Here is a 24,735-nt window from a genome sequence, read left to right on the forward strand (position 1 = left end):
CTCCATTTAATTAAGTGAAGAACAGCGGCAAATTGCCCTTATCGGAAAGTGTCGGGAACGCCAAAGCGCAACGGCCGCAGTCTGCCCAGGTGACGGCGCAGACTGTCACAGGTGAAAACCTGCGGTCGCTCGATCAAGTATCCTTGTGCGTAGTCCACACCAATTTCCAGCAAGGCCTGTTCTATCAGAGGCGTCTCGACAAACTCGGCAATGGTGCGCTTGCCCATGACATGGCCAATATGGTTGATCACTTCCACCATCGCCCGATTGATCGGGTCGTCCAACATATCTTTAACGAAGCTGCCGTCGATTTTCAAATAATCAACGGGTAAATGTTTCAAATAAGCAAAGGAAGACATACCGGCGCAGAAGTCGTCGAGTGCAAAGTGACAACCCAAGCCCTTCAATTCATTGATAAAACGGATGGCGCTGCCGAGATTTGCGATGGCGCTGGTCTCGGTAATCTCGAAACATATCAGCTCGGGGGGAATCGCATGCAAGCGAAATTGCTCGCGGAGGAATTCAAGGAATTCGTCATCCCCGATGCTGATCCCGGACAGGTTGATCGCGCACACCGCCAACGGCCCCTGGTCGGGCTGGTCAAGGGTCTGGCGCACGACCTTGAATACGTTCTGCACCACCCAACGGTCCAGGGCGGTCATAAGGCCGTAGCGTTCGGCAGCCGGGATGAACACTTCGGGCATGATGATGCGGCCGGTTTCATCGCTCAGGCGCAGGAGGATCTCGATGTGCCCACCCGGCGGTCCGTCCTGTATCCCCAGGGCGGCGATCTCCTGTGCGTACAGGCAGAACCGGTTTTCCTCCAGGGCCATGTGCAGGCGCTGGACCCATGCCATCTCGTCGACCCGCACGGTCAGTTCGCTGTCGGCGGCGTGGTAGACCTGAACGCGGTTGCGACCGCGTTCCTTGGCCAGGTAGCAGGCCATGTCGGCGGCGCGCATCGAGGCTTCGAGGGTGATCGGGGCCTGGGTCAGGTGCACCATGCCAACGCTGACAGTGGTGACGAACGGGCGCCCTTTCCACACGAAGTGCAGGTTCTGCACGGTGTGGCGCAGCGTTTCGGCCAGTTTCTCCGATTCGGCGGCCGAGCAGTTCTCGATGAGGATGCCGAACTCGTCACCGCCCAGGCGGGCCAGGGTATCACCCTCGCGCAGCCCGGACTGCAGCAGTGCGCAAATGTGGCGAAGCAGCTCGTCGCCCGCCGCGTGGCCGCAGGTGTCGTTGACCAGCTTGAACTGATCGAGGTCGAGGAACATCAGTGAGTGGCAGCCCGGATAGCGCTGCAGGGCGCTAAGCGCCTGCTCGAGGCGGAACTCGAATTCGCGGCGGTTGGCCAGCCCGGTCAGCGCATCGTGCGTGGCCTGCCACGACAGGTTGGCGATGTACTGACGCTCTTGGGTCATATCGTGCAGCACCAGCACGGTACCGCTGATGTGCTGGTCGGTCTGGATCGGCGCACCCACCAGCGTCACCGAGACCGTGCTGCCGTCCAGGCGCTGGATCAGCTTGGCGTGTTCGCTGCCGCCGCGCAGGTCGCCACTGACGATGTGGTCGATCAGGGTGAAGCTGTCCTTCTCCGCGTTCTCGTCGAGCAGGTTGAACAGCGCCGCCAGCGGCAGCCCCACGGCCTGATCGGCGCTCCAGTGGGTGAGTCGCTCGGCGGCCGGGTTCATGTAGAGAATGGCGCCTTCGACATCCGTGGTGATAACCCCGTCGCCGATCGACGCCAGGGTCACCTGGGCACGGTCCTTTTCCAGTTGCAAGGCATAGGCGAAAGCATGGCGCTGGTTGAGCAATTTGCGCGTGCGCCACAGCGCCAGCACGATCAACAGCAGTGCCACCAGCAGGTTGCTGACCACCAGCAGGTACTGCACCGCGCGCGAGCCTTCGCCCAGTGCCGCACTGAAGGCCATCGCGGCAGGCGTGACCGCATCATTGATGAGCATGATCTGGTGCTTCCAGCGCGCCATGTCCGCTTCGCTGGCGGTGCCGGCCTGCTGCGCCGAGTGCATCTGCTGCGCAAGGGCGTCGAGCTGGACCAGGTAGGTGTCGCCGATCTTCCAGTGCGCGATGGCCCTGGACATGTAGCTCACATCGCTGAAGTGACGGTACAGCCAGATGATGTTCTGCATGTCGTCAGGGTGGTTGTTGCCCTTCAGGATTCCCGACCGTGCAGCCGCCAGATCGGGCTCGGGCTGGTCGAGGGCCAGCCGCAGCTGGTGACCGCCCTGGGGAATGGCGATGGCGCGCAGGTACTTCTGGAAGACTTCCTCGTCGCGGCTGTCGGCGTACAGGTTGAGGTAGTAGATCGCGTCTTTCTGGCCCTTGGACCAGAAGCTTTCGCCCGCGACATAGCTACGCACCGCGGACAGCGCGTAGAGGCTGATGCAACCCAGCATTGCCATCAACCCCACAACGGCGATGAATGGCCAGACAATCCCCAGCAATCTCGGCGTATCGAGAGTCTGTGTGTGCTTCATGAGGTTCCTTGCTTCAGCAATCCAGGCAACGTCCAAGTCAGAACTTCAATCACCACTGGCACACTCTAGGCTAGTTTCGGAAAGGACCGGCACAGATTTCGTCAATGCCGAATCTTTTTTTTCATGGCTGGCCGCGCCGCAAGGCAGGGACTCAAACCTGTTGCAGATAACCGTACAGACGCGCATACAGCCCGCCCTCCGCGATGAGCTGCTGGTGATCTCCATCTTCGGCGATCCGGCCGCCGTCGAATACCAGCACCCGGTCGGCCTGCTTCACCGCAGACAGCCGGTGGGCAATGATCAACGTAGTGCGCCCGCGCAGGAATCGCGCAAGGGCCTGGTGCAGGTTGTACTCGGTGGCCGCATCGAGCGCAGAGGTGGCTTCGTCGAGAATGACCACCTTGGGCTCGGCGAGCACCATTCGAGCAATCGCCAAGCGCTGGCGCTGGCCTCCGGAAAGGCGAACACCCGAACGGCCGACGATGCTGTCCAGGCCCTGGGGCATGTCTCGCACCGTGTTGTCCAACTGAGCAATCTGCAGCGCATTCCAGCACGCCTGGTCGCAGGCCGTGCGCCCCATGGTCAGGTTGGCACGAATGGTATCGTTGAACAGTGATGGATGCTGCAACACCACCGCGACGTTATCGCGCAGGGTTTCCAGGCCTATCGCCTGCTGCAACGTACCGCCGAAGCGCACCTCTCCGGCCTGCGGCGTATAGAGCCCGAGCAGCAATTGCACCAGTGTGCTCTTGCCTCCCCCGCTGGCGCCGACGATGGCGACCTTTTCGCCAGGCGCAATACTCAGGTCCAGCCGGTCCAGCACCTTGTCCTCGGCATAGGCGAAGCTCAAGCCGCGAATGTCGATGCCTACCGTCTCGCGGTCACGGAACGGATCGCTGCCGCCCGGATACCTGGGTTCATCGGCGCGAGCGAGCAATTCATTAATCCGGCTTAGCGCCCCACCTGCAGCGTAGTAGGCGTATTGCAGGTTCAACAACTGCTCCACCGGGGTAATCATGAACCAGAGATAGCTGAACACTGCCAGCATCTGGCCAATGCTGAGGTCGGAGAACAGCACCGTGAGCATCGCTGCGGCGCGGAAGATATCAATGCCGAACTGGAACAGCAGCGCGCTGGCGCGGCCCGACGCGTCGCTCTTCCACATCGAGGCGACCGCAAAGTCGCGCACCTCGCGAGCGCGCAAGCCGAGGCGGCCCAGAAAATAACCCTGGCGGTTGCTGGCGCGTACTTCCTGGATGGCGTCCAGGGTTTCGCCGAGTGCCTGGGTGAAGCGCGCCGTGCTGTCGTTCTCGAGCTTCTTCAAGTGTTTGACGCGCTTGCCCAGCACCACCGTGGCGTATACCACCAGAGGGTTGAACAGCAGAATGAGCAGCGCCAGTTTCCAGTGCATCCACATCAGGATGCCTGCGGTGCCGGCGAGCGTCAGCACGGCCACCAGAAAGCGGCTCAGGGTCTCGCCGACGAATTTGTCCAGGGTTTCCAGGTCGGTGACCAGGTGGGTGGTGACGGTCCCGCTGCCCAGGCTTTCGTATTCACTGAGGGAGATGCGCTTAAGGCGTTCGATCAGACGCAGACGCAGGCGATAGACCACGTCCTTGGCCAGCCCGGCGAACAGCCGCGCCTGCACGACATTGAAAAGCAATGCGCCACAACGCAGAGTGAAACTGATCACCAGCATCAGGCCGATGAACCCGACAGGGATTTGCCACGCCGTGGGCAACACTTGGCTCATCCAGCGCGTGGCACTGCCAGCATGCCCCAGCAGCACCTCATCGACCAGCAGCGGCAGCAACAGGGGTATCGGCACGCTGCACAAGGTGGCGAGTACCGCGACGCCATTGGCGGTCCACAGCGTCCGCTTGTGCTGCAATGCCAACCGGCGTATTTCGCCCCAGCTCAGGCGGTCTGACGCGGGCGTGGTTCGCGAACCTGCCGCCCCGACGGGGCCGGGTCGCTCATGCATCGGCAGCACGTTCCAGCCAGCGGGCCAACAGCGGCGCCAGATCGGCCAGGGGGCGATAGCCATTGGTCAGCAAAGCCAACTGGCCGTCGCGCTCCGCGAGCAAGGTGGGAAAGCCGGCAATGCCCAGTCCCTGTGCCCAGGCAAAATCGGCCTGGGTGGTTTGCACACGAAGATCGCTGTCGAAAGCCTCGACGAACTCGATGCGCGGCACACCGGCCTGTTCGGACAGGGCAGCCAGCTGCACCGGCTGGGTTACATCTACGCCCAAGGTGTAGAAAGCCTGCTGGATCAGCTTGACCAGCGGCCAGGCCAGATCGGGCGCCAGCTCGCGCACCGCCACGATCGCTCGGCAAGCCGGCTCGGTGTCGTAGACGAAGCCTGCCGGCAGTGCGCCCTCGAACTCGAAAGCCTGGCCGCTGGCCTCGTGCACCGCGTGCCAGTGCTCAAGAATGTAATCACGGGTGGTCGGCTCCAGCGCCGCGCCGCCGCTGCGCAGCCCGCCCACTACGATATGGGTCTTGACCCCTGCCGCCTCGGCCTGATCGATCAGGGCCTGGGCCACGGGCGCGAAGCCCCAGCACCAGGAGCACATCGGGTCCATCACGTAGATCAGGCGGTTGCGCGACATGGACTCAATCCTGGGCAGCTTTGCGATAGTTGTGGCCGATAGGGTGCGGCAGATTACGCGCGCGGGCCAGTTCGATCTGCTTCTGACGATCAATGGCGCTCTTGCGGGTCTTTTCGCTCAGGCTGTTCCAGCAGTGCGGGCAACTGACGCCGGGGACGTAGTGCTCGCTGGCGCGATCGTCGACACTGATCGGCGTGCGACAGGCATGGCACTGATCGTAATCGCCTTCGCTGAGGTCGTGGCGCACCGTGACGCGATTGTCGAAGACGAAGCAGTCACCTTGCCACTTGCTTTCCTGCTGAGGCACCTGCTCCAGGTACTTGAGAATGCCGCCCTTGAGGTGATAGACCTCTTCGAAGCCTTCGCCGAGCATGTAACTGGAGGCTTTTTCGCAGCGGATGCCGCCGGTGCAGAACATGGCGACCTTCTTGTGCACCGCTGGGTCGAAATGCGCCTTGATGTAATCCGGGAATTCGCGGAACGAAGCGGTCTTGGGGTCCACGGCGCCCTGAAAGGTGCCGATGGCGACTTCATAGTCATTGCGAGTGTCGATCAGCAGCACTTCAGGATCGTCGAGCAACGCATTCCAGTCCTGCGGCTCGACATAGGTGCCGACCGTCAGGTTGGGGTCCACTCCCGCGACGCCCAGAGTAACGATTTCCTTCTTCAACTTGACCTTGGTGCGATAGAACGGCTGCTCGTCGCAGTACGATTCCTTGTGGTCGATGTCGTCCATGCGTGGATCGAGCTTGAGCCAGGCCAACAAGCCGTCGATGCCTTCGCGGGTGCCGGACACGGTGCCGTTGATGCCTTCGGCGGCTATCAGCAGCGTGCCTTTTATATCGTTGTCGAGCATGGCCTGCAGCAGCGGCTCACGCATTTCGACGTAATCTTCCAGGGTGACGAACTTGTACAGTGCCGCCACGACGATCGCTTGGGTCATGGGTAAAACGCTCCAGGTGGTCGACCGCGCAAGGGCCGGACCGGATTTTCTTGGGGGACAGTTCACGGGACGAGTCAGGCGACAGGCCAGTGAACAGAAATGAAAAAACCCGCCAACGGCATGCCGCTGGCGGGTCGCAGATTCTAGCAAATTCCCTGACTCAGTGCCCACCGCCAGCACAGGTGGGCGACGCCGGTGCGGCCCCTGTCTGCGCCCATTCCTGAGGCGTGTAGGTGTGCAGCGCCAATGCATGGAACTCACCCATCAGCTCGCCGAGCGTGCCGTACACCAACTGATGGCGCTTGACGCTGTTGAGGCCGGCGAAGCGCTCACTGACCAGCACCGCCTTGTAGTGGGTCTCGGTGCCCCGGCTGTGCATGTGGCTTTCGTCCAGCACCTGCAGATGCTCGGGTTGCAGCATCTGCAGGGTGGATACGATACGGTCCTTCATCGACATCAGTGGCGACTCCGTCAAGGCTTCGCTGGCTTGGCCGGACCTGCAGCAGCCTTGGCGGCGCCCTGTGGATCCAGCTCCTTGGTCATGTCAGCCAACAGGTTGTTGACCACTGGCACTGCGCTCTCCAGCTTCTGCTGGGTCAGCTGCGCCGACTGCTGGGTCACGGCAGGCATTTTTTCCAGCACTTTCTTGCCCAGCGGCGACTGGTAGAACTTGACCAGGTCCTTGAGCTCCTGCTCGGAGAAGTTCGTGGTGTAGAGCTTGACCATGTCGGGCTTGAGCTTGGGCCAGCCGATGGCCTGGTCCAACGCTGCATTGGCCTTGGCCTGATAGGTTTCCAGGGTCGCCTGCTTGCTGGCCGGTGCCTTGGTCTGCTCGAAGCGCTGAGCGAACATTTGCTGCACTTGCATGTACACCGGCGTACCCAGCTTGTCCGCATGAGCCATCATCAGGAAGGCTTCGGCGCTGGCGTTGTGGCTGGCGGTGTCGGCAAGTACCTGGCCACTGGCACAGACGAGAACAGCCGCGGTGCAGATGGCGCGAAAACGAGTCATCGAGTTTCCTTATCTAGCAGGCGAGGTAAGACCCCAGAAACGATCATTCTGCGCTCAAGCTCGTGCGTCTCTCAACCCCAGGCTACGAACGGCACGTGCAGTTTCATGGAACCAGACGCCCGGTACGTACCCTAACAGCCAAGGCTGCCGGTGAACTGCAGCATGACCCGCCCGTGCATCTTCGGGGTGTGACGCGAGATCGACAACAAGGAGCATGAACAGCATGAGTCGTATCGAAACAGACAGCCTGGGACAGGTCGAAGTTCCTGAAGAGGCCTACTGGGGCGCTCAGACCCAACGTTCGCTGGTGAATTTCGCCATTGGCGAGGAACGCATGCCGCTGCCGGTTTCGCACGCCCTGGCACTGATCAAGAAGGCCGCCGCGCGGGTCAACGATCGCAACGGAGACCTGCCGGCCGACATCGCCCGACTGATCGAGCAGGCCGCCAACGAAGTCCTTGCAGGCGAGCATGACGATCAGTTTCCCCTGGTGGTCTGGCAGACTGGCAGCGGCACGCAGAGCAACATGAACGTCAATGAAGTCATTGCCGGGCGTGCCAACGAACTGGCCGGCAAGGGCCGCGGCGGCAAGTCCCCAGTGCACCCGAACGATCACGTCAATCGCTCGCAAAGCTCCAACGACTGCTTCCCTACTGCCATGCACATCGCCGCCGTGCAAGCCGTGCAGGCTGACCTGCTGCCGGCAATCGCCGTACTTGGCGAGGGCCTGGCCGAGCTGGCCGGACGCCACATGCAATTGGTCAAGACCGGCCGCACGCACATGATGGACGCCACGCCGATCACCTTCGGCCAGGAAGTCTCGGCCTACGTGGCGCAGCTCGAATACGCTCAGAAGGCCATTCGCAACGCTTTGCCTGCCGTGTGCGAGCTGGCCCAGGGCGGCACCGCAGTGGGTACCGGGCTCAATGCGCCCAAAGGGTTCGGTGAAGCGATCGCCGCCGAGCTGGCTGCGCTGTCTGGCCTGCCCTTCGTCACCGCGCCGAACAAGTTCGCGGCATTGGCCGGCCACGAGCCGCTGACCAGTCTTTCGGGCGCTCTCAAGACCCTCGCCGTGGCCTTGATGAAACTGGCCAACGATTTCCGCCTGCTCGGTTCAGGGCCTCGCGCAGGGTTGGCCGAAATCAAACTGCCTGCCAACGAGCCGGGCAGTTCCATCATGCCTGGCAAGGTCAATCCGACCCAGTGCGAGGCGCTGTCCATGCTGGCTTGCCAGGTCATGGGCAACGACGTGGTCATCGGCATTGCCGCAAGCCAGGGTCACCTGCAGCTCAACGTGTACAAGCCGGTGATCATTCACAACCTGCTGCAGTCCATCAAGCTGCTGGCCGATGGCTGCCGCAATTTCCAGGAACACTGCGTAGCCGGGCTGGTGCCGGACGTGCAGCACATGGGCGAGCACCTCGAGCGTGGCTTGATGCTGGTCACCGCACTCAACCCGCACATCGGCTACGACAAGGCCGCCGAGATCGCCAAGAAGGCCTACGCTGAAGGCTTGACGCTGCGTGAATCGGCATTGGCCCTGGGCTACTTGAGCGAGGCCGAGTTCGACCAGTGGGTGCGGCCCGAAGAAATGCTTTAAGCTCTTGCCGCCGGCGTCATCGTCTGCCAACGATGACGCCGGCGGTGAACTCGCCCGATCCACATCCAAGATCCATTTCTACACAGGACGCACATCATGTTTGGCAAGCGTGCGCAGGACCTCGTTGAAACCACGCACTTTCGTGCCGAACGATTCAGCACGGTCAACGGTTTCTATTTTTTCAGCACCCGGGAAAAGACTCTGGAAGGCCCCTTCGCCACTCGCGAGGAAGCTGAACGCGAAAGCCGGGCGTATGTGTCCCGTGTCTCGGGGCGTCAATCCTATCGCTAGGCCTTTCAGGGCTTCGCTGCAGGGTTGCGCACGACCACACGACGAGCAGGCTGCTCCAGCACAGCCACCTTGGCTGGCGCAAAGATAGGCAGCAACCTGCCGCTGGCGTGCATCTGCTGCATCAGCGCAGTGAACTCCTCGGCATTGATCGGCGCACCGGGGCGTATCAGCGCGTAGTGTCGATAGATCTGGTCCACCCGTTGCGAAACCAGCAGTTGTGCGCCGATATCCGGGTTGCGGGCGATGAAATCGCTGAGAAATGATTGCGTGACCATCGCAATGTCGGCCCGCTTGCGCACCACCATCATCAGGTTGCTTTCGTGGGAATACGTGAGCACGGCGTTGAACCTTCGCAGCAGATACTGCGGGTTGGCGTCGAAATCCGCGAACGCGTAGTGATAGCCGTAGAACAGCGCCATGCGCTTGCCATTCAGATCGGCGAAGAAATCCTGGTTATTGCCCTGCTTGAGCGTCACGAAGACTTCGGCATCTTCCAGCCCCAGATCGACCGCACTGTGCTTGATGCGTTGCCAGCCCCACAGCGGGTTCTCGAAGATCGCCATGTCGACCCGGCCGCGCTCGAAATCCTGATAGCGCCGGGCGATCGAAGTCGGCACCAAAACAAAATGCCATTGGGTCTGCACCTGGTTGAGCTGCTCGATAAGCGACGGTAACAGGCCTTCGTTGCGGCCTTGTTCGGGGTGCACGACGTACGGCGGAAAATGCGCCGCGCCGATACGCACTTCCTGGGCCGCGTGTGCGCCCGACGCCCATAGGGCTGCTATCCATGGAACCAGTGCGGCCAGCAACAGACGTGGCAGGGCCGCCTTAACATAACCGTACCTCAAGACAGAAAACCCCCACCAGCCGTTTTGCGAAGCACGTACGCTAGGGGTTTTACGTCGAGCTGACAACTGCTAAACCCTGTGCTGGTGCACAGCACGCCCCGGCTGCCCGCAGCAGGCGCTATCGTGCAACGCTGTTACACGGTTGCAGGGATATCGGAACTCTTTGCATCCGGCTGTGCTCTAGGCTCTAAGCGCATGTGCCTGGGAGCCTGGTATGCCGCATTGGCTGGTCATCGACCTGGAAGCCACCACCGACGAAGGTGGTTGGCCGGTCACTGAAATGGAAATCATCGAGATCGGTGCAAGCCTGGTCAACCGCGACGGACGCGAGGTCGACCACTTCCAGCGATTCGTCAAACCTGTGCGACGCCTCAGCCTGACCCCATTTTGTCGAGAGCTGACCCACATCGCTCAAGCGGACGTGGACGCGGCAGCGGTGCTGACCCAGGTGTGGAAAGACTTCGAGCAGTGGCTGTCACCTCACCGAGGGCAACTGCAGGGCTGGGTGAGTTGGGGCGATTACGACCGCCTGCAGTTGCTGCAGGACTGGCAGCGGCTCAACCTGGAAAGCGCCCTGGCGCGAGTACCCCACATCAATCTCAAGCAGCGCTTTGCCAAGGCCCGCCAGTTACCGCGTCCGCTCGCTCTGACCGGCGCCCTGCAACTGGTCGGCCTGCAGTTCTGCGGCCAGCAGCACCGAGCCCTTGAAGACGCGCGCAACACGGCGCGACTTTTGCCCATGGTGCTGGCGCCGTAAAGCGGATGACGACCTGCCAGGGCTTGGGCATACTGGCCAGCCCTTTCCTATCCTCCGCAAGGAACCGCCTCATGTTCAAGGTCAACGAGTACTTCGACGGCACCGTGAAGTCCATTGCTTTTTCCGAAACGGACGGCCCCGCCACCATCGGCGTCATGGCGCCAGGCGAGTATGAATTCGGGACGGCCCAGGCTGAAATCATGCATGTGGTATCGGGCGCCCTCACGGTCAAGCTGCCCGGTGCCAGCGAATGGGCAACCTTCGCCGCCGGCAGCCAGTTCAACGTGCCTGCCAACAGCAAGTTTCAACTGACCGTGGAAGTGGAAACCGCCTACCTCTGCCAGTACCGTTGATGATCGCGGCCCCCAGCCCTGGGGGCCGTCTGCGCTAGCGACCGAACTGCAAATGAGCCAGACGCGCGTACAGTGCGTTGCTGGCCACCAGCTCGGCGTGGGTTCCCAGCGCCACCAGACACCCCTCATCCATGACTGCAATACGGTCGGCGTTCTGTACCGTGGCCAGGCGGTGGGCGATGACGAGCGTCGTGCGACCCTGCATCAACGTCGGCATGGCCTGCTGGATGAGGTGTTCGCTTTGCGCGTCCAGAGCGCTGGTGGCTTCGTCCAGGAGCAGGATCGGGGCATCGACCAGCAAGGCGCGCGCAATCGCCAGGCGTTGACGCTGACCTCCCGAAAGCCCCAGGCCAGCATCGCCGAGCGGCGTCTGATAGCCCTGCGGCAGCTGCATGATGAAGTCGTGGGCATGGGCGATGCGTGCTGCCGCCTCGACCTGCTCGGCCGTGGCGTCCGCCCGGCCATAGCGGATATTGTCCTCGACGCTGCCGAAGAACAGCGCAGGGGTCTGCGACACCGTGGCGAAATGCCGACGCAGGTCCTGCGGATCCAACTGACGCAAGTCGACCCCGTCGATGAGAATGCGGCCCTGCTGCGGGTCGTAGAAACGCAGCAGCAAGTCGAACAGCGTCGACTTGCCTGCGCCGGAGGGTCCGACCAGGGCCAGGGTTTCGCCCGGCCTGACCTGCAGGCTCAGGCCTCGAATGGCGGGTGCGGCTTCCCGCGCAGGGTAGGCAAATATCACTTCGTCAAGCGCCAGCGCTCCCGTGACCCGCGGCGGCAGCTGCTGCAGACCGACGCTGGGCGGCTGGATATCGCTGCGCGCCTGCAACAGCTCGGCAATGCGCTGCGCGGCACCGGCAGCGCGTTGCAGCTCACCGACCACTTCGCTCAAGGTGCCGAAGGCACTGCCGACGATCAGGCTGTAGAAGACGAACGCGGCCAGCTCGCCGGCGGAAATGCGCCCGCCGATCACGTCCATGCCGCCGACCCAGAGCATCACCGCGACAGCACCCAGCACCAGCACGATCACCAGCGCGATCAGCCACGCACGCTGGACGATGCGTTGTCGGGCGGTGTCGAACGCCTGCTCCACGGTGACGGCGAAGCGTTTCTGGTCTTCGGCCTGGTGATTGTAGGCCTGCACCGTCTTGATCTGGGTCAGGGTTTCGGCCACGTAGCTGCCGACATTGGCGATACGGTCCTGGCTCTGCCGCGACAGACGCCGCACCTGACGCCCGAACATCAGGATCGGCGCCAGCACCAGTGGCAAAGCGACCACCACGATACTGGTGAGCTTGGGGTTGGTGACGAACAACAGCACCACCCCGCCGATCACCATCAGCAGGTTGCGCAGGAACATCGACAGCGACGAGCCAATGACCGACTGCAGCAATGCCGTGTCGGTGGTCAGTCGTGACTGGATTTCCGAACTGCGGTTGTTTTCGTAGAACGCCGGGTGCAAGTGGACCAGATGGTCGAACACCTGCTTGCGGATATCGGCGACGCAGCGCTCGCCGATCCAGGACACCAGGTAGAAGCGCGCGAACGTGCCCGTGGCCAAGGCCAGCACCAGCACCATGAACACGGCGATGGAACGATTGAGCAGGTGTGCCGACTGGGTCATGAAGCCTTGGTCGACCAGCAGGCGAATGCCCTGGCCCATGGACAGGGTAATGCCGGCGGTCAGCAGCAGTGCCAGCAACGCGCCGACGGCCTGCCAGCGATAGGGGCGCACGAAGCGCCAGGCCAGGCGCAAGCCGCGCCGTTGACCCGAAGACAATAGCTGCAAGAGAGGTGATCCGTATTCAGATGATCTGCAAGCCTACACCCAGACGCACGATCGACTACAGTGGAACTCCATCAAACGGACAAAGTCAGCTAGGAAGCGGCCCGAAGCAGACGGCGCACACACCTGAAGAGGAGACAGGCCATGAGCTCGCATGACGACACGCAGAAAAGCATCGAAGTGGTACGCGTGAACCCCCACGAGCCCGTCGGGGGCGCGATCATCGATGAACAGGGGCGCGAAGTCCCCATCACCGAAGACATGGTGCAGGACGCCTGCCGCGAACTGGAAGAGCACGTGGTGAAGCCGGTCGGCAACGACTGATCGAGCCCGCCGCTGCGCTGCCTTCGAAACCCGGTCCAGGTGGCCGGGTTTCGATTTTCTGCCATTCGGCCAGCGATGCTGCGCTAGACCAGCACCGCACCCAGCGCCGCGACGATGCGTTCTAGCTCCGGCGCCGGACCGTCGATGTGCACGCGCAGCCCTTCGATTTCGCGACGCGGCGGGTAGTGCTTGCGCAGTTGGTCGAAGGCCAGCCGCTGCCGGGCATTGTCGGCGTCATGAGGAAGGTCTTGCCGGCCGTCAACGGCCAGGCTGCGCCGGAAGTCGGCGTCGTCGCGCCGCGGGTCGTAGACCCCACGACAGAGCATGGCCAGTACCCAGGCGGGGTCGCTGTCGGCACTCAGGCTGACTTCGCCGAGCCAGGGCCTGGGCAGCAGGTCGTCCAGGCGGACATCGACGCTGCGACCAAGAAAGTCGCACAGCGCCTGATGGATCTGCGCCGTGCCGCGACGACGACCGTCGAGGCTGTAGCCAGCGATGTGCGGGGTGCCGATCACGCAGCACTCGGCCAGCGCCCGATCGACCGCCGGTTCGTGTTCCCAGACGTCGAGCACCGCCTGCAGGTCCTCGCGTTCGAGCAGCACTTCAAGCAATGCAGCGTTGTCGATCACCGGGCCGCGCGCGGCATTGATCAGCCAGGTACCTGGTTTGAGCGCGCGCAGGCGCGGGCCGTCGAACAGATGCCAGGTCGGGTGGGGGCCGCCGCGGGTCAGCGGTGTGTGCAGGCTGATCACGTCGCAATGCTCGACGATGTGTTCCAGGCTGACGAAGTCACCGCCCTCCCTTGCTGCGCGCAAAGGGTCGCACACCCGCACATCCCAGCCCAGGCCGCGCAGTACCTGCACCAGGCGGCCACCGACCTGACCGCCGCCGACGATGCCATAGCAGCGCTGGGGCAACGCCAGGCCTTCGATTTCGCTCAGGGTCAGCAGGCTGCCCAGCACGTAGTCGACCACACCGCGGGCATTGCATCCCGGGGCGCTGGCCCAGTGGATACCGGCTTCGCCGAAGTAATCGAGGTCGAGGTGGTCGGTGCCGATGGTGCAGGTGCCGACGAAGCGTACGTTGCTGCCTTCGAGCAGGGTACGATCGACCTGAGTCACCGAGCGCACCAGCAGGATGTCGGCATCGGCGACAGCAGTGCGGTCGATCGCGCGGCCTGGGTAGCGGCGTATTTCCCCGAAGCCTTCGAAAAATGCGTCGAGCAGCGGGATGTTTTCGTCGGCGACTATGAGCATGGGGATGTCCGGGGTTGTGAGAGTGTCAAGGCGGGCCTCTTCGCGGGCAGAGACCCGCTCCCACAGAGACTGGCGCCGGACCCTGTGGGAGCGGGTCTCTGCCCGCGAAGGCCTCGCTGCAAATTCATATAATGCGCTGTTCGGTCAGCTCGCGCACGAACGCCGGCGCGATATAACGCTGGTAATGCGCCTCGGACAGGATGAAGAACTCCCGATCGATGGCATCGCGCAACTGTGGCAGATCCCAGTCGCGGAACTCGGGCAGCAGCACCAGACCATAGGCCTCCAGGTTGTTGATCACGCGGGCGCCGCGGGCGATCAACTGGTAGGCCCAGCAGTACTCCGACTGGCGCTCGACGAAACGGATCTTGCGTTGTTCCAGCTGTTGGCGCAGTTTCAAGGGGTCGAACACTTCCAGCTTGGCCACCATCACCTGCACCAGCAACTGCTCCAGACGGATCCACACCGCGCGTTTCTGGGCTTCGTCATAGCCGTTCCAATGGATGACTTCATGGTGGTAGCGCTTGCAGCCCCGGCATACCAGGTCACCGTAGACGGTGGAGCACAGGCCCACGCAGGGCGTCTTGATGGAATGGTTGGACATGGCGGATCGGCACGCTGGACGGTGGAACACCGGGCGCATGTTAGTCCTTTGTCTAACAGGGGTCACCCCAGAAATCGTGGGGCTTAACTTAACTTCCTGCGCGAAATAAAGTAGAATCATGCAGCCTTTTTAGGCGCCAATGTCCATTGGAAGCTGTTTTCAAAGCGTCACGAGCACAGTTGATCCAGTAGAAGGGTGTTGGCACCGCTCGTCCGGTGCCAGCCCTCATCAGATTTCCCTTCTACAGGCGTAAAACTTTGAAAACAGCTTCTGCATGGAACACCTGCCCTCCTGACTGAACGGCCGAAAAGACCGTGCGCATGGATGCAGGCGTTCTCTGGATGAGCGTCCCTTCCGGGACCACTGATGAGGGTAATAACTGTGCTTGAAGCCTATCGCAAACACATCGAAGAGCGTGCCGCCCAGGGTATCGTGCCCCAGCCGCTTAACGCCGAACAAACCGCAGGCCTGGTCGAGCTGCTGAAAAACCCTCCTGCCGGCGAAGAAACCTTCCTGGTCGACCTGATCACCAACCGCGTACCGCCAGGGGTCGACGAAGCCGCCTACGTCAAGGCCGGTTTCCTCTCTGCCCTGGCCAAGGGCGAAGCCACTTCGCCGCTGATCGACAGCAAGCGTGCCGTTGAACTGCTCGGCACCATGCAGGGTGGCTACAACATCGCCACCATGGTCGAACTGCTCGACGACGCGACCCTGGCGCCGGTTGCCGCCGAACAGCTCAAGTTCACCCTGCTGATGTTCGATGCCTTCCACGACGTCGCGGAAAAAGCCAAGCACGGCAATGCCCACGCTCAAGGCGTGCTGCAATCCTGGGCCGACGGCGAGTGGTTCAAGAAGCGTCCGACCCTGGCCGACAAGATCAGCCTGCGGGTCTTCAAGGTCACCGGCGAAACCAACACCGACGACCTCTCCCCTGCGCCCGACGCCTGGTCGCGCCCGGACATCCCGCTGCACGCCCTGGCCATGCTGAAAATGGCCCGCGAAGGCATCGTGCCCGACGTGCAGGGCTCGATCGGCCCGATGAAGCAGATTGCCCAGATGTACGCCGACGGCTACCCGGTCGCCTACGTGGGTGACGTGGTCGGTACCGGTTCGTCGCGCAAGTCGGCGACCAACTCGGTGCTGTGGTTCTTCGGTACCGACATCCCGTACGTGCCGAACAAGCGCGCCGGCGGTTTCTGCTTCGGCACCAAGATCGCTCCGATCTTCTACAACACCATGGAAGACGCCGGCGCCCTGCCGATCGAGTTCGACGTGTCGAACATCAACATGGGTGACGTGATCGACCTGTACCCGCACCAGGGCAAGGTCTGCAAGCACGACAGCGATGAAGTGATCACCACCTTCGAGCTCAAGACCCCGGTACTGCTCGACGAAGTCCGTGCAGGCGGTCGTATCCCGCTGATCGTCGGTCGCGGCCTGACCGACAAGGCGCGTGCCGAGCTGGGCCTGGGCCCGACCGATCTGTTCAAGCTGCCCGAAGCCCCGGTCGACACCGGCAAGGGCTACACCCTGGCGCAGAAGATGGTCGGCAAGGCCTGCGGCCTGCCAGAGAACCAGGGCGTGCGTCCCGGCACCTACTGCGAGCCGAAGATGACCACCGTCGGTTCCCAGGACACCACTGGCCCGATGACCCGCGACGAGCTGAAAGACCTGGCGTGCCTGGGCTTCTCCGCCGACCTGGTCATGCAGTCCTTCTGCCACACCGCGGCCTATCCCAAGCCGATCGACGTGACCACCCACCACACCCTGCCGGATTTCATCCGCACCCGTGGCGGCGTGTCCCTGCGTCCAGGCGACGGCATCATCCACAGCTGGCTGAACCGCATGCTGCTGCCCGATACCGTCGGCACCGGTGGTGACTCGCACACCCGCTTCCCGATCGGCATTTCGTTCCCGGCCGGTTCCGGTCTGGTGGCCTTCGCCGCCGCTACCGGCGTCATGCCGCTGGACATGCCCGAGTCGGTGCTGGTGCGCTTCAAGGGCACCATGCAGCCAGGCATCACCCTGCGCGATCTGGTCCACGCGATTCCGTACTACGCCATTCAGAAAGGCCTGCTGACCGTCGAGAAGAAAGGCAAGATCAACGCCTTCTCGGGCCGCATCCTGGAAATCGAAGGCTTGAACGAGCTGACCGTGGAACAGGCGTTCGAACTGTCCGACGCCTCGGCCGAGCGCTCTGCCGCCGGTTGCACCATCAAGCTGCCGGAAAAGGCCATTGCCGAATACCTGAAGTCCAACATCACCCTGCTGCGCTGGATGATCAGCGAAGGCTACGGCGATGCGCGGACCATGGAACGTCGTGCGCAGGCCATGGAAGCGTGGCTGGCCAACCCGGAACTGCTGAGTGCCGATGCCGACGCCGAATACGCCGAAATCATCGAGATCGACCTGAGCGACTTGAAAGAGCCGGTCCTGTGTGCACCCAACGATCCGGACGATGCACGTCTGCTGTCCACCGTTCAGGGCGAGAAGATCGACGAAGTGTTCATCGGTTCGTGCATGACCAACATCGGCCACTTCCGCGCTGCCGGCAAGTTGCTCGACAAGGTCAAGGGCCAACTGCCGACGCGTCTGTGGCTGTCGCCGCCGACCAAGATGGATGCCCATCAGCTGACCGAGGAAGGCTACTACGGCATCTACGGCAAGGCTGGCGCACGCATGGAGATGCCGGGCTGCTCGCTGTGCATGGGTAACCAGGCACGCGTGGAACCCAACTCCACCGTAGTATCCACCTCGACCCGTAACTTCCCGAACCGCCTGGGCGATGGTGCCAACGTGTACCTGGCATCCGCCGAACTGGCCGCTGTCGCGTCCATTCTGGGCAAGCTGCCGACCGTCGAAGAGTACATGGGCTACGCGGCCAGCATCGACAGCATGGCTGCCGATGTTTATCGCTACCTCAGCTTCGACCAGATCGCCGAGTTCCGCGATGCTGCGGCCAACGCGAACATTCCAGTGGTTCAGGCTTGATGCCACGCTGAAATGAGCTGAACGAAAAAACCCGTCATTTGACGGGTTTTTTTGTGGGCGGTGATCGGGTCAGAGATGGGCGGTGAGCGCTTCGCGGCCGATGACCGCTCCTACGGATAACCCGTAGGAGCGGTCATCGGCCGCGAAAAAGCCAACCTCGCCTCAGCTGACTTGCACGCCTCCGCTCAACGCCAGGTCCATCAGTTCGCGATTCGCCACTGCATACATGGCGTAATCGGTACCCGTGGCGGCCTTGATCTCGTCGAGCATGGCGCGCCAGCGCTTGACCATCACCTCGTGCTGTTCCAGCCACAGGTCCAGGCGCTCTTCGACATCACCCGGCGCATCCTGCATCTTCAGCACGGAAATGGTGATTGCCCGTTGCTGCAGGTCGATGTCGTCGCGGAAGGCCTCGCGCGCCAGCGCCTGCCAATTGTTCTCCACCGGCAGGCTGCTGATCTGCTGCAGGTACCAGGTCAGGTCCAGCTTGCTGCCCACGGCGAAGAACGCCTTGGCCACTTCGGCGGCATTCTGGCCGGTGACGTCCGACGCTTCGATGATCGGCAACAGCGTATACAGGTGGCTGGTACCGGCAACCATGCGTGCCAGCAACTCCGGTACGCCAGACTCGACATAACCCTGGTAGCGGGTCTGCCACCGCTCGCGGGTCGGCCCCTCGAGCAGCTCGTCGAGCTTGAGCCCCAACGCTGCGATGTGTGGACCGAAATGCGCCACATCGCGACCGGCGTCCAGCTCGTTGCGGCGGCTGCGCAGGAACCAGCGAGTGGCCCGTCGACCCAGACGCATCAGCTCGTCCATCAAAGCCAGCTGGACGTCGGCAGACACCTGATAGTCCAGCGCCTCGATCTGGCGGAACCAGTGCGGCAGGTGGAAGATGTCGCGCACTATGGCGTAGGCCCCGACCACGCTGGCCGGGGTCATGCCAGTGGACTCCTTCAAGCGCTGCACGAAGGTGATGCCCATGTTGTTGACCAGGTCGTTGGCGATCTGGGTGCTGACGATCTCGCGCTTGAGGCGGTGGCTGCGCATGGCCTCGGCGTACTTGCTGACCAGCGACGGCGGGAAGGCCGTCTCCATGTCGCGAGTCAGATAGACGTCGTCAGGTACTGCCGAAGCCAGCAGCGCTTCGTTGAGGTCGATCTTGCTGTAGGAGATCAGTACCGACAGTTCGGCTCGGGTCAGGCCCTGCTTGTTCGCGACGCGCTCGTTGAGCTGCTCCTCGGTGGGCAGGAACTCGATGGCGCGGTCCAGCTTGCCGCGTGCTTCCAGGTCGGCCATCAGACGACGGTACTCGGCCAGTCGCTCGTAGGCCTTGCGCGCCGCCAGGGACAGCGCCTGGGTCTGCTTGTAGTTGTTGCCCAGCACCAGATGGCCGACTTCCTCGGTCATGCTGCCCAGCAGCAGGTTGCGCTGCTTCTCGGTCATGTCCCCGGCCTGCACGGCTTCGTTGAGCAGGATCTTGATGTTGACTTCGTGGTCGGAGCAATCCACCCCGGCTGCGTTGTCGATGAAGTCGGTGTTGGTCGCGCCGCCGTTGAGGCCGAACTCGACACGGCCCAGCTGGGTCATGCCCAGGTTGCCGCCCTCGCCCACCACTTTGCAGCGCAGTTCGTTGCCGTTCACGCGCAGGGCGTCGTTGGCCTTGTCGCCGACATCGGCGTGGCTCTCGTCACTGGACTTGACGTAGGTACCGATACCGCCGTTCCACAACAGGTCGACCGGCGCCTTGAGCAACGCGTTGAGCAACTCTGTCGGGGTCAGCTTGTCGGCCTTGATGTCGAAGCGCTCTTTCATCTGCGCGCTGATGGCAATGCTCTTGGCGCTGCGCGAGAAGATGCCGCCACCGGCTGACATGATCGAGGTGTCGTAGTCGCTCCACGCGGAGCGTGGCAGGTCGTACAGGCGCTGACGCTCGGCGAAGCTGCTGGCCGGTTCCGGGTTGGGGTCGATGAAGATGTGCAGGTGGTTGAAAGCCGCCACCAGTTGCAGCTTGTCGGACATCAACAAGCCATTGCCGAACACGTCGCCGGCCATGTCGCCGATGCCGATGACGGTGATGCTGTCTTTCTGCACGTTGATGCCGCGTTCGCGAAAATGCCGCTGCACGCCAACCCAGGCGCCTTTGGCGGTGATGCCCATCTTCTTGTGGTCGTAGCCCGCCGAGCCGCCGGAGGCGAACGCATCGCCGAGCCAGAAGCCGTAGTCGATGGCAATGCCGTTGGCGATGTCGGAAAAGGTCGCGGTGCCCTTGTCTGCGGCCACTACCAGGTACGGGTCGTCATCGTCGTGACGCACGACGTTGGCCGGCGGCACCACGCTGCCGTCCTTGAGGTTGTCGGTGATGTCGAGCAGACCGGAGATGAAGATGCGGTAGCAGGCCACGGCCTCGTTCTGCACCTCGTCGCGGCTGCCGCCCAGCGGCAACCTGCGCGGGACGAACCCGCCCTTGGCGCCCACTGGCACGATCACCGAGTTCTTCACGTGCTGCGCCTTGACCAGGCCCAGTACCTCGGTGCGGAAGTCTTCCTCGCGGTCCGACCAGCGCAGGCCACCGCGGGCGACGTTGCCGAAACGCAGGTGAACGCCTTCGACCCGCGGCGAGTAGACGAAGATCTCGAACTTGGGCACCGGCTTGGGCAGTTCGGGAATCAGCTTGGGGTTGAACTTGAAGCTGAAGTACGACTTGACCTGGCCGTTGGCATCGGGCTGGTAGAAGTTGGTACGCAGGGTGGCCTTGATCAGGTCCAGATAGCGACGCAGGATGCGGTCTTCGTTGAGCACTTGAACGTCATCCAAGGCACTCAGGATGGCCTGTTCCAGGCGTTGCTGCTTGTCATCCAGGTCATCGCCTGCCAGCTTTCGCGCCAGGTAGAAGCGGGTCTTGAACAGCCGCGTCAGTTCACGGGCAATGTCGGTATGGTTGTTCAGGGTGCTGGCGATGTAGCCGAGGTCGAAGCCCAGGCGGATCTGCTTGAGATAGCGCGCATAGGCACGCAGCAAGGCGACGTCGCGCCATGGCAGGCCTGCGGTGAGCACCAGGCGGTTGAACGCATCGTTCTCTGCGTCGCCACGCACGATGTGCACGAAGGCATCCTGCAGCGTGTCGTTGAGTTGCTGGATATCGAGGTTCAGGCCTTCGCTGTAGGTAAAGGCGAAGTCGTGGATCCAGTACTCGCGACCGCTGCGATGACGCAGGCGGTAAGGGAATTCGCCCAGTACGCGCAGGCCCAGGTTCTCGAGGATCGGCAACACGTCGGACAGCGCCAGCGGCGTGTCGGCGTGGTACAGCTTGCAATGCAGCTGGCGTTCGCCGCCCTGCGCCAGTGGCTGGTAGAAACTCATCACCAGCGGGCGCGATTCGGACAGCGCCAGCAAGTGCTGCATGTCGACTACCGCCGAATGCGCGGCGAAGCGCTCGCGGAAACCGGCCGGGAAGCCTTTCGGGAAGTCGGCCAGCACATTGGTGCCGGCGGCCTCGCCGAAGCTTTCGATGGTCAGGCTGGCGTAGTCGTCCTGCCACGAACGGCAGGCCTGGATCACTTCGTTTTCCAGTTGCTGCGGGTCGATGTCCAGACGGCTCTTGGGGTCCACGCGCAGGATCAGCTGCACGCGAGCCAGCACGGACTCGGAGAAGAACGTCCAGAACTCGCAATCGCTGGCCTTGAGGCGCTCCATGAGCACCTGCTGGATCTTCTGCCGTACTTCGGTGGAGTACACGTCGCGCGGCACGTAGGCCAGGCAGTAGCAGAAGCGCCCGTAGGGGTCCTTGCGCAGGAACACGCGAATCTTGTTGCGTTCCTGGATCTGCACGATCGACATGACGGTGCTGAACAGCTCGTCGATCGGGGTCTGGAACAGGTCGTCGCGCGGCAGCACCTCGACCACCTGGGCCAGTTCCTTGCCCAGGTGCGCCTTGGCATGGAAACCGGAGCGGCGTTCGATCTCGGCGACCTTGCGCCGGATGTAGGGAATTTCGCGCACGCTTTCGCCATACACCGACGAGGTGTACAGGCCCATGAAGCGGCATTCCTTGAGCACCTTGCCGTCGCCGTCGATCTGACGGATCGACACGTAGTCGGGATAGGCCGGGCGATGCACTCGGCTGGGGTGCGCGGCCTTGGCGAAGGACAGCAGCATCGGCTCGTGCAGGTACTGCACGGCGTAGTCTTCGATATGCAGGTCTTCGCTGGTCAGGCCGGCACGCAGCAGCCGGGTCAGGCCCAGGAAGGACTGCGGGTCGTAGCGAAGCTGGCCACCCTGCGCATCGGCGTCGACCACGAACTCCTCGTAGCCCAGGAAGGTGAAGTGGTTGTCGGTCAACCATTCGAGGAACGCCGTGATCTCGGCTTTCTCCTGCGCGTCGCTGGCGAACGCGGTCTGTTCCACCAGCGTGATCATCTCGCGGACCTTGGCCTTCATCGGCTCGAAGTCCTGCACCGCCATGCGCACTTCGCCCAGCACCTGTTCCAGCTCCCGGGCCAGCACGCTGAGCTCGGCGGCGTTGGCGCAACGGTCGATCTCCAGGTACATCAGCGATTCATGCAGGACGTCTTCGCCCTGGGCACCCTTGGCCAGCACTTCGAGCAACTCGCCCTGGCCGCCGCGGCGCACGCTGAGCACGGTGGTCTGCAAGGTATGGATGCTGTAGCCGCGACGGTTGAGCTCGGTGCGCACCGAATCCACCAGGAACGGCAGGTCGTGATGCAGCACTTCGACGGCGGTGTGGGTGGACTGCCAGCCGTGACGTTCGTAATCGGGGTTGTAGACGCGCACCTGCGGTTTGGCGTGATCGAAGCGCTGCAACAGGCGCCAGGCCGACAGGGTGCAACCGGCCAGGTCGCTGAGGCGCCGCTGGGTGAGCTCGTCCAACGAGATGATGCCGAAGAACTGATCGGCGAACAGCGCCACTTGTGGCAGTGCCTGTTCGCTGATGTGCTGAGCCAGGGCCGATTGCAGTTGATGCTGGAAGTCGGCTTTGCTGGCTGCGGTGAAGAACGCCATCTGTGGTACTCCGCTTGGGCTTTGTTATTGGGTGAAGCGTCGCAAGTCACCCCGGTTCGGATCAACCATAGCCAATCCGGCGCTGCGGGGCGACATTTCAAGAGGTCCAACGACCTAGCTTACCCAGAGCCCGGCATGCACTCTTGCGGTGCGGCGACATATTCGGTCATGCAGGAGTTGTCGTACGAGACCGCTGGTACGGGCGTTCCAGCCGATCGGACAGTAGTCGGGTATAATCATGGCACATTCATATGACAGGTTCTCCCGCATGCGCATCACCGCCACTCTGTTGCTGGCCAACCCCTGTGACGAAGAAGAAGACGACATGGCGCTGCTGTGCTGCCACGGCAGCGCTGGCGAAATGTTTCTGATGACGCGCTTTCCGGACGAAGAAGAGCTGGAAATCACCCTCGGCGAAGAGCCTTACCTGCTGCGCGACCTCAAGGTGACCCTGAGCGCCAAGCACCTGCTGGTGGAAGTGGCCGCTGCAGATGCCGATGTGTTCGGTGGCGATGATGTGCTGGAAATCGAGCATGCCAGCGATGCGGCGGAACTGGCGGAGATCGGCGAGACATTGAGGATTTTGCTGGCGGGTGTCGGGACACTGGCAATCAACTGACCTTGCTCTCCGCAGCTCTGTATATCTGTATACGTGTAGGAGCGGCCAGTGGCCGCGAAATGGCCGGCCGACCCAACCGATCTCTCTGGCCGTGCAAGCTTCTTCGCGGCCAGTGGCCGCTCCTACGGGACACAGAACTGCCCGATCGAACACGCCGATTTCTTTGCCACCCGCCAATGCATTAAAGTAGTGACCCCCGGCCAAGACGCCTTCACCTGCGTACTCGGTCCCTTTTTCAGGAACCGTCGACGATGGAACATCGTGAAGCGCTGATGGCGCTGCGAACCTTTCTTTCCACGCAGATCCTTGGCCAGGAAAAACTGGTCGAGCGCCTGCTGATCGTGCTGCTGGCAGACGGTCACATGCTGGTCGAGGGCGCTCCGGGGCTGGCCAAGACCAAAGCCATCAAGGAACTGGCCGAAGGCGTCGAGGCACAGTTTCACCGCATCCAGTTCACCCCGGACCTGCTGCCGGCCGACATAACCGGCACCGAGATCTATCGACCCGAAACCGGCAGCTTCGTGTTCCAGCAGGGGCCGATCTTCCATAATCTGGTGCTGGCCGACGAAATCAACCGTGCGCCTGCCAAGGTGCAGTCAGCCCTGCTCGAAGCCATGGCCGAGCGCCAGGTCAGTGTCGGTCGCAGCACCTACGACCTGTCTCCGCTGTTCCTGGTGATGGCGACGCAGAACCCGATCGAGCAGGAAGGCACCTACCCGCTGCCCGAAGCGCAGCTCGATCGCTTCCTGATGCACGTCAAGATCGGCTTCCCGGATGCGGCCGTGGAACGGCGCATCCTGCAGCAGGCTCGCGGCGAGGCGCTCAATGGCGAAACCAAGCCCGAGCGCCGTGTCAGCCAGCAGGCCATCTTCGCCGCACGCAAGGAGATCCTCGGTCTGTACATGGCCGACGCCGTGGAGGAATACCTGGTGCAGTTGGTCATGGCGACGCGCACCCCAAGCAAGTTCGACGCCGAGCTCGGCGAATGGCTGGCCTATGGCGCCAGCCCGCGGGGCTCCATTTCCCTGGATCGCTGCGCACGTGCCCATGCCTGGCTGGCCGGACGCGATTTCGTCAGCCCGGAAGACATCCAGGCCGTGCTGTTCGACGTGCTGCGCCATCGCATCATCCTGTCGTTCGAAGCGGAGGCCGCCGGGGTCGATCAGGATCGCGTGATCCAGCGCATCCTCGACGTCGTGGCCGTCGCCTAGCCC

General features: G+C 62.7%; 19 protein-coding genes. 8 read left to right on the forward strand and 11 right to left on the reverse strand.

What is annotated here, in order from left to right:
- Positions 1-38: 38 nt before the first annotated feature.
- The 6 genes from IFT57_RS02110 to IFT57_RS02135 all read right to left on the reverse strand — a co-directional run bounded on the left by IFT57_RS02110 (position 39) and on the right by IFT57_RS02135 (position 7,067).
- Positions 39-2,501 (reverse strand): EAL domain-containing protein, encoded by a 2,463-nt coding sequence (locus IFT57_RS02110; protein WP_122797388.1) that lies wholly within the window; start codon positions 2,499-2,501, stop codon positions 39-41.
- 151 nt (positions 2,502-2,652) lie between these two features.
- Positions 2,653-4,485, reverse strand: a complete 1,833-nt coding sequence (locus IFT57_RS02115) for an ABC transporter ATP-binding protein (protein WP_192150250.1) — start codon at positions 4,483-4,485, stop codon at positions 2,653-2,655.
- Positions 4,478-5,113: a DsbA family protein gene (locus IFT57_RS02120; protein ID WP_122797386.1), complete on the reverse strand. Its 636-nt coding sequence runs from the start codon at positions 5,111-5,113 to the stop codon at positions 4,478-4,480. Before IFT57_RS02120 ends, IFT57_RS02115 begins: the two co-directional genes overlap by 8 nt.
- Positions 5,114-5,117: 4 nt before the next feature.
- A complete protein-coding gene (trhO, locus tag IFT57_RS02125) occupies positions 5,118-6,056 on the reverse strand; it encodes an oxygen-dependent tRNA uridine(34) hydroxylase TrhO (RefSeq protein ID WP_192049575.1) in 939 nt (312 codons plus the stop codon).
- A gap of 160 nt (positions 6,057-6,216) precedes the next feature.
- A complete protein-coding gene (locus IFT57_RS02130; protein ID WP_122797384.1) occupies positions 6,217-6,513 on the reverse strand; it encodes a BolA family protein in 297 nt (98 codons plus the stop codon).
- 14 nt (positions 6,514-6,527) lie between these two features.
- A complete protein-coding gene (locus tag IFT57_RS02135; RefSeq protein WP_122479082.1) occupies positions 6,528-7,067 on the reverse strand; it encodes a DUF2059 domain-containing protein in 540 nt (179 codons plus the stop codon).
- A 223-nt stretch (positions 7,068-7,290) separates the two neighbouring features.
- On the opposite strand from IFT57_RS02135, the gene IFT57_RS02140 reads away from it, so the two are divergent.
- Positions 7,291-8,667: a class II fumarate hydratase gene (locus IFT57_RS02140; protein WP_192150252.1), complete on the forward strand. Its 1,377-nt coding sequence runs from the start codon at positions 7,291-7,293 to the stop codon at positions 8,665-8,667.
- A gap of 96 nt (positions 8,668-8,763) precedes the next feature.
- Positions 8,764-8,958, forward strand: a complete 195-nt coding sequence (locus IFT57_RS02145; protein WP_122479086.1) for a DUF6316 family protein — start codon at positions 8,764-8,766, stop codon at positions 8,956-8,958.
- A gap of 5 nt (positions 8,959-8,963) precedes the next feature.
- On the opposite strand, the gene IFT57_RS02150 is transcribed toward IFT57_RS02145, so the two are convergent.
- Positions 8,964-9,806 (reverse strand): substrate-binding periplasmic protein, encoded by an 843-nt coding sequence (locus tag IFT57_RS02150; RefSeq protein WP_446731176.1) that lies wholly within the window; start codon positions 9,804-9,806, stop codon positions 8,964-8,966.
- A gap of 214 nt (positions 9,807-10,020) precedes the next feature.
- Here IFT57_RS02150 and IFT57_RS02155 point away from each other — a divergent pair, with 214 nt between their 5' ends.
- Together IFT57_RS02155 and ppnP are read left to right on the forward strand one after the other, a co-directional pair.
- Positions 10,021-10,563 (forward strand): exonuclease domain-containing protein, encoded by a 543-nt coding sequence (locus IFT57_RS02155; protein ID WP_192150254.1) that lies wholly within the window; start codon positions 10,021-10,023, stop codon positions 10,561-10,563.
- Positions 10,564-10,634: 71 nt separating this feature from the next.
- Positions 10,635-10,916: a pyrimidine/purine nucleoside phosphorylase gene (gene ppnP / locus IFT57_RS02160; protein WP_122797381.1), complete on the forward strand. Its 282-nt coding sequence runs from the start codon at positions 10,635-10,637 to the stop codon at positions 10,914-10,916.
- 34 nt (positions 10,917-10,950) lie between these two features.
- Here ppnP and IFT57_RS02165 read toward each other — a convergent pair whose 3' ends face one another.
- Positions 10,951-12,708, reverse strand: coding sequence for an ABC transporter transmembrane domain-containing protein (locus IFT57_RS02165; protein ID WP_122799766.1), 1,758 nt, complete (start codon positions 12,706-12,708; stop codon positions 10,951-10,953).
- 141 nt (positions 12,709-12,849) lie between these two features.
- On the opposite strand from IFT57_RS02165, the gene IFT57_RS02170 reads away from it, so the two are divergent.
- Positions 12,850-13,029, forward strand: coding sequence for a PA1571 family protein (locus IFT57_RS02170; RefSeq protein WP_122797379.1), 180 nt, complete (start codon positions 12,850-12,852; stop codon positions 13,027-13,029).
- 83 nt (positions 13,030-13,112) lie between these two features.
- Here the strand turns inward: IFT57_RS02170 and pdxB are convergent, their stop codons facing one another.
- Together pdxB and IFT57_RS02180 are read right to left on the reverse strand one after the other, a co-directional pair.
- Positions 13,113-14,285 (reverse strand): 4-phosphoerythronate dehydrogenase PdxB, encoded by a 1,173-nt coding sequence (pdxB, locus tag IFT57_RS02175; protein WP_192150256.1) that lies wholly within the window; start codon positions 14,283-14,285, stop codon positions 13,113-13,115.
- 124 nt (positions 14,286-14,409) lie between these two features.
- Entirely contained in the window at positions 14,410-14,889 is a 480-nt protein-coding gene (locus IFT57_RS02180) for a DUF1289 domain-containing protein (RefSeq protein WP_192150258.1), read from the reverse strand.
- A 381-nt stretch (positions 14,890-15,270) separates the two neighbouring features.
- Between IFT57_RS02180 and acnB the strand changes: the two genes are divergently transcribed.
- Entirely contained in the window at positions 15,271-17,880 is a 2,610-nt protein-coding gene (acnB, locus tag IFT57_RS02185; protein ID WP_192150855.1) for a bifunctional aconitate hydratase 2/2-methylisocitrate dehydratase, read from the forward strand.
- Between the two features lie 162 nt (positions 17,881-18,042).
- Here the strand turns inward: acnB and IFT57_RS02190 are convergent, their stop codons facing one another.
- On the reverse strand, positions 18,043-22,902 hold the full coding sequence (locus tag IFT57_RS02190; RefSeq protein ID WP_192150260.1) for an NAD-glutamate dehydrogenase: 4,860 nt from the start codon (positions 22,900-22,902) through the stop codon (positions 18,043-18,045).
- A gap of 268 nt (positions 22,903-23,170) precedes the next feature.
- Between IFT57_RS02190 and IFT57_RS02195 the strand changes: the two genes are divergently transcribed.
- A complete protein-coding gene (locus tag IFT57_RS02195) occupies positions 23,171-23,521 on the forward strand; it encodes a hypothetical protein (protein ID WP_192150262.1) in 351 nt (116 codons plus the stop codon).
- Between the two features lie 251 nt (positions 23,522-23,772).
- On the forward strand, positions 23,773-24,732 hold the full coding sequence (locus tag IFT57_RS02200; protein ID WP_122479105.1) for an AAA family ATPase: 960 nt from the start codon (positions 23,773-23,775) through the stop codon (positions 24,730-24,732).
- Positions 24,733-24,735 lie beyond the last annotated feature (3 nt).

This window comes from Pseudomonas sp. CFBP 13719, from assembly GCF_014842095.1.
Lineage (GTDB): Bacteria > Pseudomonadota > Gammaproteobacteria > Pseudomonadales > Pseudomonadaceae > Aquipseudomonas.